This is a genomic window from Rathayibacter sp. SW19 (genome assembly GCF_030866825.1).
Classification (GTDB): domain Bacteria; phylum Actinomycetota; class Actinomycetes; order Actinomycetales; family Microbacteriaceae; genus Rathayibacter_A; species Rathayibacter_A soli.
The window spans coordinates 822,738-838,529 of sequence record NZ_CP133020.1; the positions used below are offsets into that span (position 1 = coordinate 822,738).

Genomic DNA, 15,792 nt, shown 5'->3' on the forward strand with positions numbered 1-15,792 from the left:
GTGTCCGACAGTGCGAATGATGCGGCAAACCCCGCATCGCCCTCGACTGTCATTCCGCGCGCGCTCGGCCGATCCGGCACGCGCGGCCGATCCGGCTCGCACAGTGCACAGGCGCGTCGCAGCAGCCCGCAGGAGCACGCACCGTCTCCATTCGGATGGCGCAGTCGCATAACGGCTTTCGTCGCTGCGATCGTGACCGCAATGGTCATGTACGCGCCGGCCGACGGCGCTTCCGCTGCACCGCTCCCAACCACTCCGGCAAGCGCGCAGACCGACAATTCTGCAGCGTTCAACAAGGTTTTCCAACAGGAGCAGGCATATCAGACGGCGTTGAAGGCGTACCTGGCAGAGCGCGCTCAGTACCTTGCAAGCCAGCAGGCGGCTCAGGCTGCAGCCAATGCACAACACGCCGCCGCGGTCGCGCGCAATCTCGTTGTGCAGCAACTCGCAGCCCAACAACTGGCGGCCCAGCGCAGCGCGGCACAGCAGGTGGCGGCTCAACAACTCGTCGCGCAGCAGTTGGCCGCGCAGCAAAGTGCCGCCACCCAACAGCAGGTGACACCAGCGGCCCCCGCTCCCACGGGTGCCTCAACAGGCGCGTCGGCGATGAAGTGCACCCGGTCGGCGGATGGGAACTCAGTAACCTGCACGTCCGGAACATCATCCACCGCGAACGGTGCGGGCACTCCGACCCCAACCTCGACCCCAACTCCGACAAGCACGGGCACGCCGACGCCCACGCCAAGCGGCACACCAACGCCGACGCCAACGAGCACGCCAACTCCGACTCCGACGAGCACGTCAACACCGGCCCCATCGCCGATGATGGCGGCATCGGCTCCGGCAACACCGGTTGCGGCATCCGCAGCGTTGAGCCAGGCGCAACTGGACAGTGCCGTGGCGCAGGGCGAGGCCGAGTGGCGCGCGGTCGATCCCAACGCAGATTTCAGCTCGTTCAGTGCATCGGTTGGAGCACTTCCGTCAGGCTGGCTCGGCAGCGAGGGTTCCGGCTCGGTCGTCATCGATGCGCTGGCGGCGGGCTGGGGCTGGAATGTCACCTTCCCCGCTGACCCCGCGTCGTCGCACATGGATTTGATGACGGTCGTGCGCCATGAGCTCGGGCACGTGCTCGGCCTGTCGCACACCGACGGCACCGTGATGTCTCCGACGCTTGCAGCCGGCGCGAGCTATCCGGTCGACGCGGCGCTGCTGCCTCCTGCACCCGCGCCGGCTCCCGCACCAGCGCCAGCGCCAGCGCCGGCTCCCGCACCAGCACCAGCACCAGCACCAGCACCAGCACCAGCACCAGCACCAGCTCCAGCACCAGCACCAGCACCAGCTCCGGCACCGGCACCGGCTCCCGCACCGGCACCCGCTTCGAACACGAGCACAGCGACACCGACGAACTCGGCCAGCGCGACGGGCGCAACGTCAACGGCATCCGCGCCGTCGTCGTCGACCCTCACCACCTCCGCAAACTCAGCCACAACGCCCGACGCCACGACGCCACGCGCAACGTCAGACACCGCAACGTCAGGCACGACGCCAGGCACGACGACCGTCGCGCCCGTGCTGTCGGGCCCAATGCCTGCGACCTCGCCGGCGGCGCCCACGGCGCCCACCGCCCCATCACCGTGGGTCGTACAACTGGCCGGCGTCGGCACACTCGCGTTCCACGCAGACGGCACCGTCACATTCGGCGGAGTCACGAAGCTGGTTGCAGACCTCTCCGAGATCGATGTGCAAGGTGGCGCGACCGACGACACGTTGATCGTCGACCGCGGCACCGCGAACCCCACGATCACGGTGAGATACGACGGCGGGGCCGGCTACAACACGCTCGACTTCGCGGGCAGCGCCGCCGGGGTGGTGTCGCGCCCGAGCGACGCCCACTCCGGCGCCATGTACCTCGACAACACGACCGTCTGGTACTCGAATATCGCACCGATGACCAACGCCGGCACTTCCAGCGCCGCCGTGTTCGACTTAGGGTCGGCCGATGCGACCTGCACACTGTCGGACTCGCCGACAGCCGGTGACCTCCGCCTGAACTGCCCGGGCACCGCAGAACTGACCGACTTCGTCATCCCGACTTCGTCACTGACGGTGCACGGCACTGGCAACAACATCATGCACGTCGCCGGAACGGTGAACCTCGGGTCCGCCGCGCTCACCATCGCATTCCGGCAGATCCTCTTCGACAGCGGGCTCAACTTGACCACCGGCGACCTGACGCTGACCGCAGCGCAGACGGTGACCGGGGGCGTCTCAAATGTGGTCGCATGCGTCACCAACGGCACCCCCGCGACGCACTGCGCCGACACGTCGATCAGCATGACCGGGGCCACTGTGCACGCCGCAAACGTCACGGCCACAGCTACGTCTACCGTCACGCCTGACTCGTTCTACGGCATTGTCGTGCACGACAATGCTGCCGTCTCGATCATCGACGGATCGCTCAACGCCTCCGGCGCCATCACGATCTCCGCAACGGCGTCAATGCCGTCGTTCACCGCGAACGAGAAGTACACCGACAACCTGATCCTCGGCTCCTCAGCCACCGTGACCATCGGTGGCACGGCGCGCATCAACGGCGGCGGCGCGATGACGTTCACCTCCACGTCGGATGTGAACGGGATCGCCAACCCGGGTGCGGACAGCAGCAAGAACCAGAGCGGCAACGGCGCGAACGGCACCCCGCAAAAGGATGCAGCCGTCGCAACAGTGACCGTTTTCAGCACGTCGATCACGAAACTCTCCGGCACCGCTGCGTTGGCTGCGGTCGGCAATGCGACGCTCGACGCGGTGAACCATGTGACGGTTGCGGCCACAGCTGACGCCTCCACGGCGAGCAACGGTGCGGGCATTGCCGTCGTCGTCGTGAATCAGGACACCGAGTCGTACATCGATTCCTCGTCGCCGACGGCGATCACGGCTGCGAACCTCGCGGTGAACGCGGACAGCACCGCCGGATCGGCGAGCACAGCGAACACGAGCGCGGGCGGCGCCTCGCAGAACGACAAAGATGCCAACGACCCGAGCCGTGCGAACGGCAATTCGAAGACCGCAGACGGCAGCGTCGGGCTGACCGCGGCGCTCGCTGTCGTCGTGCTCACCGGGGGTACGCACGCCTACATTGCGCCGGCGTCCGGAACACTCACCGTGACCACGACGGGCGGCACGCAGACAATTCATGCGGCCGCAGCAAACATCGACAGCAGCAACGCCTCCGGCGGCAACGCGGATGGCTCCGGCAGCTCCGGCAGCGTCGGCGTCGGTGTCGCGGTCTCCGTCGGGGTGTTCACCACCGAGGCCTACGTGGGCGGCAATGCGCAGCTCAACGCTACGACCGTGACGGTCGAAGCCGTGCCGCCGACGACCGCGGGTCAATCGCAGTACGGGGCGACGGCCGTCTCGGGCGCAGCGGGCAGCAGCGGCGACTCGGTCAGCATCGCCGGTTCCGTCGCCGTCAACGTGGTCGTGCTGCACACGCTCGCGGAGGTTCGGGGCGCGCCGACGATCAACGGCAACCTGAACCTCACCGGTGGCTCGAGCGTGCAGGACCGGGCGGATGCGACGTCCAAGAAGGACGGCACCGGCAACTCGGTCGGCGTCGGCGCATCCGTGGCGATCGATGTCGTGAACGACACAACAAATGCCGGTCTCGTGAGCGGATCCGCCCTCACCGGCGTGCACGACCTGGTCATCCGCTCGACCGGTGCCAGCGACAGTGCGACGACAGCCACGAGCGGAGCGAAGGGCGGAAGCAGCCTCGTGCTCACCGCGGTGGTCGCGCTCAATGTCGACAACGTGTCGACCTCCGCAGGAATCGCATCCGGCGCCGACCTCGCACTGGGCGGCAAGCTCGACGCGCAGGCGAGCCAGACGGCGAAGGCGAAGACGACCGCAACCGGCGCGACAGATGGCGGCAACCTTTCCATCGGAGCAGCCTTGGCGATGACGCTCGCCAAGCACAACGCCGACTCGACGCTGTCCCGCAACGCCGTCGCCGCGAACGACGTCTCGTTCCGCGCCAACGGATCCTCAGACACCGACAGCGAGGCGAGCGCCAGTGCGGCCGGTGCGAAGGCCGAGAAGTCAGGCACGAATGCCGGCGGCGACACGACGAACGTGAACAACAAAGGCGACAGTCAGGCAGGGTTCGGCAACAGCACGTCCATGGGGAAGGGTGGCACCGGCAGTCGGACCTCGACACCGGCCGCGAAGACCGGCGACGGCGGCGGAAGTTCGATCACGGTTGCAGCAGCGATCACCTTCAACCTGGTCGATTCGTCGTCGACGGCGGAGCTCGCTCCCGGTGAGAACCTGACGTCCACCGGCGGCCAGGTCACCCTGGCGACCATGAACACCACGCATGCAAAGGCCTTCGCAACGGGCAAGGCCAGCACCGGTTCCACGCTGACTGTCGGAGCCGCTGTGGCGATCAACCTCGTGAACATCACGAACCAGGCATCCATTGGCGCAGGCAGCACCGTCACGGCAGCCAACGGGCTTGTGCTGTCCGCGACGATGAACACGACTCCTGACGGGAAACACACGATCGACGCTGAGGCAACCTCCGGCGCGAGCAGCGCAGACGGGAGCCTCGGGCTCGCCGGCTCATTCGCGATGAACCTGCTGAACGAGAAGACGATCGCCGCTGTGTACGCGTCGTCGCTGGGCGGCAGCGGTGTGGTGATCACCGGCACTGGCGACGTGGCCATGACCGCCGGATCGTCCGGCAGCAGCACGACAAAGGCGACCGCAGACGAAAGCGGCGGATCGACGGTCGGGATCGGGGCATCCGTCGCGCTGAATCTCGTGAACAACGATGTGTTCTCCGGCTTCGATCTGACGGCAACCCCCGCGAACGGCCCCCCGGTCGTGGGAGCGCGCAACATCACGTTGAACTCTTCGAACGCCGATGCGCTGACGAACGAAACCGATGCTGGTGGGCAGGGCGGCAAAGTGACCGTCACACCATCCGTCGCGGTATCGATCGCGAACGAATCGTCGACAGCAGCTTTCGGGGCGGGCCCCCTCGTGCAGGTGAGCGGTGCGATCGCCGCGAACGCGACCTTCAACGGCACCGTGGACACCACCGCGAAAGGTGACACGGGGGTCGGCAGCACCGCAGGCATCGGCATCTCGCTGGCGCTGGCCATCGTGAACCACACCGTGGATGCGCACACGTCGCGCAGCCTGCACGCGGCAGGCAACATCGGGTTCAGCGCCACCGGCTGGTCGCAGACCACGAGCGAAGCGCAGGCCGCCGCAAACGGCGCCAAGGACGACGGCCAGGACTCCAACAAGAAGGCCGACGACAACCTGAAGAATGCGAACTCGACGCAGGCAGCCAACGACGGCGGCAAGGACTCTGGCAAGACGAGCACGCCGAAGGACGGCACGGCCGACGGTCAGTCGAAGAGCGGGTCGGCATCGCTCTCGGTCGCAGCGGCGCTCGCGATCAACATCGTCACCACCGTGAACCAGGCGTGGATCGGCGACTCGCTGACGATCACGTCGGACACGGGCACCGTGACGGTCGCCAGCACGGCGAACACCACAGCATCCGCGAACGGCAAGGGCGACAGCACTGCCAAGGCGAGCTTGGGCGTCGGCATCGGGGTGGGCGTCAACTCGGTGAGCATCACTAACCACGCAACTGTCGGGGCATCCACGATCGTGGCCACCGGCCTCGACGTCGAAGCCGGCATGACTGACATCGCCGACCCGAACAACCACGCAGTGCTGCGGCACTGGAACGGAACCGGCTGGGATGTCATCGACCGCGGCAAGGACCTGCCCGGCCCGTACGCCGGCCAGTACTTCGTGCTCACCAAGGACGACTCGAGCAGCCACAAGAAGGGTGTGTACAAGTACAACTCCTCAGGCAGCTGGGATGCGCAGAACCCGACCGCGACGACGCCGCCTGAGGGCGCGGACTTCCCGTCGTCGCCAGCCACCAACGACTGGTTCGTGCTCGACAAGGTGAAGGATGGGCATCCGTACGGCAGCCTGTACCAGTGGGACGGCACGAACTGGGTGTTCCGCACCTCCGACTCCGGCGAGGCGCTGCCGTCGGGCGGGCCGAACGACAAGGACTACTTCGAACTGACCACGGCGGATGCCTTCGGTCACGCGGCAGGGCTGTACAAGTTCGCTTCGAGCGGCCACGCCTGGAGCGCGGTGAGCGGCAGCATTCCGCACGGCATCGCACTGCCGGAGACCGGCACCACCGACGAGATCTTCCGCCTCGACGAGCATGAGATGACGGCACAGGGTGTGGCCGGCGTCTCAGGCGACCCGTCGTCGGTCGGCATCGCCGGAGCGGTGTCGTTGAACCTCGTGCAGAGCGACACGGCGGCCATGGTCATGTCGGGCGCGAACGTGACCCTAAGTGGCGGCGACCTCACGCTGAAGAGCTTGAGCAACGAGCGCGACGTGTCGAAGGCCACCTCCAAGGCGGAGGTCGGGGATGCCGTCGGTGTCGGCGCCGCCGTCGCGATGAACTTCATGTTCGACTCCGTTCACAACCAGGTGCGCTCCGAGGTGCAGGACGGCGCGACGATCGCGGGCGGAACGAACACACCGGTCGGGAACGTCACCATCGCCGCCACCGGGTTCCGCCAGGTCGAGACGGAGACCGAGGCAGGTACGGAGTCCGGCAGCAACGATCCGGCGATTACGCCGGCGGTCGCGCTCACCATCTCGAACCACGACCACGTGGTCGCGCGGATGGGGGCCGGGGCCTCGACCTTCACCGCGACGGGTGCCGTGAAGATCGACGCGGAGCACACATCGGAATACGCCGCGAAGGGCGACGGCGAGGCCGCGAGCGGCGACGTCGCCATTGGCGCTGTCGTCAGCATCAACGTCGTGCTCGACTGGGGGAACACCGCCGAACTCGCGACCTCGCTGAGCGGCGCATCCGTCGAGGTGCACGCCACCAGCGAGCTCAGCTCGTCCGCGATCAGCAAAGCGACTGCCAAGGGCACGCAAGACAACAGCAAGAGCGAGGGCAAGAATTCCGACAACAGCGCCGACACCAAGACGAACCAGCAGATCACCGGCACGCCGTCGGCCAGCGGCGCGGGCACCGGCACCACGCCGAGTTCCAACGGCGAGACGCAGAGCGCGAACAGCAGCTCATCGGGCAAGTCCGGCGCCAAGGGCGGCGGCACCGGTATCGCGGCCGCGGTCGGCGTGAACTGGGTGTCGTCGGCGACCACCGCCGACATCGCAAGCGGCGTCACGGTGGCGGCGACCGGCGGCGCCGTGGATGTGCAGGCATCCGTCGTCGACGGATCCGTCACGAAGGCGTATGGCATCGCCGTCGACCTGAACAACGACACCAGCATCGGTGCCGCGGTCTCGCTCGACGTTCAGACCATGAGTAACACCGCAAGTATCGGTGCGAACAGCACCGTGAGCGGAGCCGGCGTCTCTGTGCAGGCCATCACGCCGACCGGCAAGCACGACGACGTGATCACCTGGGCGCTCGCGGCGGCGGCTGCGAAGTCGGATGCCGCAGTGGCCGGCTCCGTCGGCATCCACGTTCTCGACTTCGAGACCAACGCGGTGATCGGCGCAGGGGCGAGCGTCACCTCGACCGGGGGCGTGACCGTCACCGCCGCCACCGACCTTCGGCTGCTGAACCTGGCGCTCGGGGGAGCGCTCTCCTCCGGCGGCGGAGTCGGTGTCGGCGGTGCGTTCGCGGTGAACGTCATCACGCACAACATCACGCGCGCCTACATCGACTCGAGCACCCTGCACCCGACGACGGTGCAGGCATCGGGTGCCATCGCGGTGAACGCCACCGACACGTTCGCACCTCTCGTGCCCGTGACCGGCATCTCGCAGATCGACAACTACAAGGATCCGTCGGGCGGCTCGCTCCTGCCCGCGCTGTCCACGATCGTTGGCGGCGGATCGGCCTCGAAGAGCGGGGGCGCGGTCGCGATCACGATCGCAGTCGACGTGTACTTCTTCGACACCGAGGCGTACGTGGGCGATGCGGCGAAGGTGAACCAGACTACGACCGGCGACTCCGGGCAGTCGGTGAGCGTGACCGCCACAGACAACACGACCATCGTCAACGTCGCGGGCACGGTGGCACTGAGCATGGGTTCGGCCGCGGCGGGCGGTTCGGTGATCGTCGACATCGTCTCCAAAGACGTGCTCGCGCGCATCGGGTCGAATGCCAAGGTGAACGCCGGCGGCGACGTCACCGTGTCGGCGAGCGCCACCGAGGCGATGACCGACGTGACGGCCGGGGCATCCGCCAGCACAAGCGGTGTGGCCGTGCAGGGCACGATCGACATCATCATCCTGAACCCGGGCAGCCACGCGGTCGCCGCGACCATCGACACCGGGGCGATCGTGCACGCGAACGGCAAGGTGGCCGTGACGGCATCCGACACCGCGGACAAGCTCAACATCGTCTCCGGCAACGTGGCGATCTCGACCTCGAGTGCCGGGATCGGGGCATCCGTCGCCGTGCTGGTGCGCAACGGCACCGTCACCGCGACGATCGCGAACAGCGCCAGCGTCGAGGGGGATGCCGCGGGCGGCGTCGCCGTGAAGGCCACGCAAGAGGTGAACCTGCTCATCATGGCCATCGCCGGTGCAGGCGGTGACTCGGCGGGCGTCGGCGGTTCGGTCGTCGTCGATGTGATCACGGACGTGACGACGGCATCGATCGGCAGCTCCGCGACGATCGACTGCACCGGGGTGAACTGCACCAACTCGTCGGGAGCCGCGACGCAGGCTGTCGTCGTGCAGGCGCAGGATACCAGCAGCATCCTCGCGCTCGCCGGCGCGCTCGCTGTGGGCGGCACGGCCGGTGTCGGCATCGGAGTCGACGTCGAAGACATTCACAAGACCACGACCGCTTCGATCGGCTCGTCGGCGATCGTGCGCGCGAACGGCGACGTCGTCACCAAGTCGGTGTCGTCGGAGGACATCAAGTCGATCTCCGTCGGGGGTTCCGCGGGAGGCACCGCGGCGGTCTCCGTAAACGCGGCGATCCCGGTGATCAGCGTGCGCACCGACGCGTCGATCGGCGATTCCGCCAACGTGCGCGCGGGCGGCAACGTGATCGTCTCGGCCGACGAAGCACTCACGCTGCTCGTACTGGCCGGCAACGTCTCGGTCGCGGGCACTGCTGCGGTGGGCGCCGGCATCGCCGTGCCGGTGGTCACGAAGAACACGGATGCCACCATCGGCACGGGGGCCACGGTGACAGCTCTCGGGGTGTGGAGCCACATCACCAACGCGACGGTCAACGCCGGGTCATACTCGACCGCGGGCACAGACACCCGATTCGATCCGCGCGGAAATCTGGGCGGCTGGCCGACCGCGCCGCCGAGCCCTCCGGCGCCGCAGGGCCTGGAAGCGGACGGCGTCACGATCAACCTCGGCTACAACCACGGCTTCCAACTCGGGCAACAGGTCGTGTACGACGACGGGGGCGGGGCGGACATCCAGGGGCTCACCAGCGGGAGCACCTACTACGTGATCCCGGTTTCGAGCACCGAGATCCAGCTCTACAAGATGCGCGGGCCACCGGCCAGCCCGACCTGCTCCGACCCCAACCTCGTGTGCGGAATGTCCCTGCCTGTCGGAGCGCTGATGGGTGAGAACCAGCGCTTCGTGCCTACCGACCAGGCCGGCGTGGCATCCGACACCTCCCTCCGGTTCTCCGCGGCAAACGATGTCGCGGGCAACTACATCGTTCTCCCATACAGTTGGCCATCAGGCAAGGTTCCTGTGGTCGGCGACCCGGTCGTCTACAGCACGGGTGGCGGCACCGCGATCGGCGGCCTCACCGACGGCGCGACCTACTACGTGGTCGACCCGAACCCGCAAAACTTCCAGGTCGCGGCTACGTACTGCGACGCGATCGGCATCGGCAAAGGTCCCGACGGCATCTGCCAGTCCTCGCCGAAGAGCGGCGGCGGCGTCAGCTTCGGCGGCGACGACGTCAAGTCGATCGGCTCGGCGCCGGTCACGATCATCGCCTTCACCTCGACCGGATCCGGCCGCTCGCAAAGCTTCGTGCCCGCCGGGATGCTCCCCGCAGGCAGCGCCGTCGACGAAGGTCCGCAGACCGTCACTTCGCCCACGCGCAGCGGGTTCCAGGGTGTGGCCGTGACGGCATCCAACAGCGACATGATCTCCACACTCGGCATCGCGGCCGGCGGCGCAGGCACAGCTGCGGTCAGCGTGGCAGGCACCGTCGCCGTGGTCACAGTGCACACGGTCGCGAACATCGGCAACGGCACGCATATCGACTGCGCGGTCGGCGACGCCGCGTGCGCGAGCAATGACGCCGCGGCCGATCCGGCCCAGTCCGTGCTCGTGTCTGCGGTCAACAACTTCCGCACCCTCGGCGTGGCGGCGTCCCTCGCCGTCGGCGGTTCGGTCGGCGTCGGTGCCTCGGCGGCCGTGCGGGTGGTCGAACTGCACAACGATGCGTCGCTCGGCGACAACGTGGTTGTGAACTCGCGCGCGAACACCGAGGTGCGGGCGACCGCGAGCGACGCGGTGGTCTCGGTCAACGCCGCCGTCGGCGGCGGCACGGTCGGCGTCGCGGGCACCGTGGGGGTCTCGGTGATCAACGAGTACACAGACGCCTTCACCGGCACCGGCACCACGATCCGCGCCAACGGCAGCATCGGCGTCGTGGCGACTTCGTCGACGCAACTGCTGCTGATCACGGCCACCCTCGCGGTCGGTTACGTCGGCGTGGGCGTGGGCGTCGACGTCGCCATCGTCTCCAAGCAGACGCGCGCCTACCTCGGCGCGAACAACGTGGCCGTCGTGCTCGGTCAGGGCGCAGGGCTGGCCGGCGCCGACGACGGCACGGTCGGCCAGAGTTCGTTCGGCGCGACCACGGTTTCCGGCCTTGTCGTGCAGGCGGACTCGAACGAGAAGCTGTTCGGCCTGGTTGCCGGCGTCGGCGGAGGATTCGTCGGAGTGACCGGCAACGTCGGCGTCACCATCTTCACCGTCGACACGCAGGCGTTCCTGTCCAGCGGCACGACCGTGAACCGCAAGGCGGGCGGCGGTGGCATCATCGCAGGGGTTTCCGCAGGGCAGGGCGTGGATGTCTCCGGCACTGATCACTTCGACTCGCTCACGTTCGCGGGTGGCGCTGCTGGCGGCTTCGTCGGCGCGGCGGGCGGCGTGGACATCGGCGTCGCAAAGATCAGCGTGCTCGGCATGCTCGCCTCGAACACGGATGTCTGGGCGAACGGCACCGTGCGCGTCAACGCCCTCTCCATCAAGCACGTGCAGACCTACGCGGTGAGCATCGGCGGCGGCTTCGTCGGCATCGCGGGTGCCGTCTCGGTGTGGTCGGTGGGCACCGCGCCGAACGCCACGTACTCGGCCGACGGCAACGGTCCGGACCGCGGGGCGTGGGTTAACAACGTGCAGTACCAGAGCGGCGATGTGGTGCACAACGGCGCGAACGGCCCGAAGTACATCGCCACAGACAATCCTCCGGTCGGCACGCCCCTCAGCGACACCTCGCACTGGAAAGCGGATGCGCCGCAAGACTCCACGCAGGGCAACGGAGCCGACTCGAAGGCGCAAGCCGACACAGCGGCATCCGGAGGCGGCACCGGCGGCTGGAAGTCGGCACTCGGCGGTGCTCCGAACCCGGCCACGCCCTACGACGCAGGTGGGCACGCGTACCTCGCCGGAGACCTGGTCAGCTACAACGGCGACTACTACCAGGCGCAGGATGCCTTCACCTCCTCGGGCGCGACGACACCGGGAACCGACACCGCCGACTGGCTGATCAGCAACGACAACTACCAGCTGCAGGTCGGCTCGGCCGGCAGTGACGGTCAGAGCACGCTGAACGGATCGTATTCCGGCACCACGCCGACGCAGAACGAGTTCAACGCCCCGGCTGGCACCGTCGTGCAATGTGACCCGTCCAGTGCGCCGGAGGGCACGGCATCCGCGGTCTGCGGGTCGGTGCACTCTCTCGGCGGCGACGTGCAGGTGCAGGCGACCGAACGCCTCGACGTGTTCGCGCTGGCCGGCGCGGCGGCAGGAGGTGCCGGCGCGCTCGGTGCGGGCATCACCGTGTTCACGATCGGCGACGTCGTCGACGCGGGGGTGTACGGAGGGGCGTCGGTCAGCGCGGCCGGCACGGTCGGGGTGCACACCCAGTACACCGAGAACGTCACCGACATCGGTGTGGCCGGCGCGGTGGGTGGTATCGCGGTCGGCGCGCAGGTGGTGGTGCTGAACGACTCCAGTTCGCAGAAGGCGCACATCGACGACGGAGCCTCCGTGCCAATGGCGGGCACCCAGCTGCAGGTCACGGCGAACGCGAACCGCACGCTCGCCGCATACGCGATCGGCATCACACTCGCCGCGGCCGGTGCCGGCGCCGCTGTCTCGGTGATCCAGCTCAGCGGCGACACGCAGGCGCTGATCGGCAACGTGACGGTCGGACCGGCTGGCCCGGTCGGCGGCATCGATGTCGAGGCCACAGACATGGTGTCGACGAGCATCCTGTCGGTCGGCGTTGTCGCCGGTGCGGGGCTCGCGCTGAGCGGCATCGTCACCGTCGTGAGTTACACGGGAACGACGCGCGCGGCATCCTTCGCGCATGACACCGGCACGATCGGCTCCGGCGGCGTGAGCGTCAAGGCGACCGGCTCACGTGGCCCGCTGGCGCCGGTCGCGGTGAACATCGCCGTCGGTGGGGGAATCTCCGTGGGCTTCACGCTGGTCGTCGCTACGCAGGGCCGCAACACCGAGGCGGAACTCGGCGGCCGGGTATCCACGGGCGTCGTTGATGTAGAGTCGACGGCCTCCGACGTGGCCTCGGCGTTCACCCCCGGCGCGGTCATCGGCGCGGCGGCCATCGCCGCGATGATTCCGATCGCGACGGTCAGCGGGCACACGACGGCCACGCTCAGCGGCACCGTCGCAGGCTCGAGTGCCGTCACCGTGCATGCAGCGGGTGTGAAGAAGGCCGACGCCGAGGTCGACGTGCTGAACATCGCCGGCACGATCGGTATCTCGGTCGGCGTGGCGGTGGCGACGGTCGCATCCGGGGCGGACATCCAGGCGCAGGTGACGTCGACGGCATCGGTCACCACGACCGGCCTGCTGAACGTGCTGGCGGAGACGACCGGCGGAGACCGCAACGAGGCCGTCGCAATCGGCCGGTCGCTCGGACTTGCGCTCTTCGGCAACGCGTCGATCTTTGCGGCGGTGGCGCACCTCGACGGCGCGGTGCGTGCGCAGCTCGACGGCACGGTGGTCTCCAGCGGTTCGGTCGCAGTCACGGCGAACAGCACCGACTACGCCCACACTGAACTCGACGTGGCGTCGGGCGGATTCGGCGGCGCGATCGCGATCAGCATCACCTACGTCGAGATCGGCTCCGACGCCAAGACCGAGGCGCTGTCAACGGATGCCGCCAACACGCACTCGATCACCAGCTCCGGCGGGGTCACGTTCTCGGCCACCTCGCACAACACGGCAGACACCTCCAGTGCGATGGCCACGATCGGCGGCCTGTTCGGTGTGGGTGTGAGCGTGCCGACCGCCGTGGTCGCGGGGGCTACGAACGTGACGGTCGGGGACGACGTGTCGGCGGCATCCCTGTCGGCGAAGGCGACGAGCAACAACACGGCGACCAACTCGGTGCAGGTGCTCGCGTTCGCCGGAGCAGCATCGTTGGCCGCCGACGTGTCGCAGGCGACCATCACGACCGATGCCACAACGACCGCGGCCGTGGCCTCCACCTCGAGCATCGCCACGCCCGGCGCCGTGACGATCGAGGCGGACACCCACAACCAGATCACGGCGACAACGGGCAGCATTTCGGCGTCGTTCGGCGCGGCGTTCGGGTTCGTCTCATCGAACGCCGACGACCACTCCGGCAGTTCCGCGTCGTTCGGCGGCACCCTCACGCAGGCCGCGTCGCTCAGCGTCACCGTCGACGCGCAGCACACGGTCAACTCGAACCTGTTCGTCGTGGCGATCGGACTCATCGCAGGGGCGGCCGATGCGGCTGCACACGGCGTCGTGGACGGCACCGATAGCGTATCTCTCGACGGCACCGCCCGCATCCAGAGCGCGGGCACCGCCATCGTCGTCCACTCCGGTCGCGGAGCGCTCGTGCTCTCGACGGTCAAGGGCGGTGCGGGAAGCATCGGCCTGGCAGGTGCCAACATGGCGGCGGACGCGAAGGCGGGCGGCACCGTCTCGGCGACCATCGGGGACGGCGCCGTCGTGGGCACGACATCGGCTCGCCCCGCATCCCTCACCGTCACAGCAGACGATGCCGCGGTCACCGCCGGCGCCGCGTCGACGATCGCGGGCGCACTGATCGCGGCCATCGGCGGAGCGAAGGGCACGGCCGAGGCCACTCCGACAGTGACGGCCCACATCGGTGCGGGCGTGGCAATCGTGCTGGATACATCGTCAGCAAATACCCTGACCCTCCAGGCGATCTCGCACCGCGCGGAGGCCGTGGGTACGGCGAAGGTGGTCGGTGGAGGCATCGGCAGCGTGGGGCTGCCGAGCGCGGCGGCGACCTCCACGCCGAAGGTCACGGCGGACATCGGTAGCGGGTCTACGGTGCAAGCCGGCGGCAACGTCATCGTCGACGCCGAGTCGCTCTCCGATCCGCAGGGACAGCTGCTCACCGACGACATTCAGGCCCTCAATGCCGACGGGCAAGGAACACCCGACAATTCGGTCTACTTCCCGTCGCACGGGCTCGTCACTGGGCAGCAGGTGCAGTACTCCACGGGCGGGCCAGCCATCGGCGGGCTTGTCAACGGCCAGGTCTACTCGGTCATCGTGCCGACCACCGATCCGACCGGCATCGGATCAGGCGCGCTCGACGGTGACCACCTGCGCTTCGGCGTGAGCTGGAGCGGCGCATCCATCGACGCACTCGCACTGACACCGCCACCGTCGGGAACCGATTCGGCGCGCTCGATGCTGCGGTTCAGCTCCCCGCATCACTTCAACAACGGCGACGCCGTGATCTACCGTTACGACGGGTCGTCGATCAGCGGCGGAATCGCGAACGGGCAGCTCCTCTACGTGCGAGTGCTCGACCTGTACACGATCGAGCTCTACACGTCGCACGACGCGGCGATGTCGGCGGCGTTCACGTTCGGCGCGGGCGCTGTCAGCGGCAACAAGATCAATAACTCGACGTTCGGCGAGGGCGACCAGGTCACGTACCGCACGGCACCGGCGTACACGTTCACCTACACCGCGTTCACCGGCACTCCGGCCTGCAGCTACTGCAACCACACCGTCGACGTCAACGTCGACGGCAGCGGGAAGATCACAGGCGACAACCCCTCGGCCAACAACATCTACCTCGCGACCGCGACTTTCACCGCGCCCGGGCAGGCAGCGACCATCAACCCGAACAGCCTCGTGACGGGCCAGGAGATCGTCTACAACGTCACCGACGGCACGTACAAGATCCCGCAGCTGACGCCCGGCGGCACCTACTGGGTGATCTCGTCGGGCCCGTACACGATCCAGCTCGCAGACTCCTACTGCCACGCCGTTGGCTACGCCGCGGACAACAGCTGCGTCGACAGCAGCAGCAACCCGATCCCGCAGCAGGTGATGACAATCTCCGCGCCGCCCGTATCGCCGACCACGGCGCCGCCCGCCACCCACCAGATCGCGCCCGTCGGCATCGGGCTGACGGATGGCAACACGTACACCGTGCACCGCGTTGACAGCTCGCACATCTCGCTCGTGGGTCAGACGCTCACCAAC

General features: G+C 68.2%; 1 protein-coding gene (cut by a window edge). It reads left to right on the plus strand.

Annotation, left to right across the window (positions count from 1 at the left end; translation table 11 throughout):
• A protein-coding gene (locus QU604_RS03845; protein WP_308467475.1) for an Ig-like domain-containing protein crosses the window boundary here: on the plus strand, nt 1-15,792 show its 5' portion. 14,502 nt of this gene lie beyond the right edge of the window; only the first 15,792 of its 30,294 coding nucleotides appear in the window; its start codon is at nt 1-3; its stop codon lies off the right edge, out of view.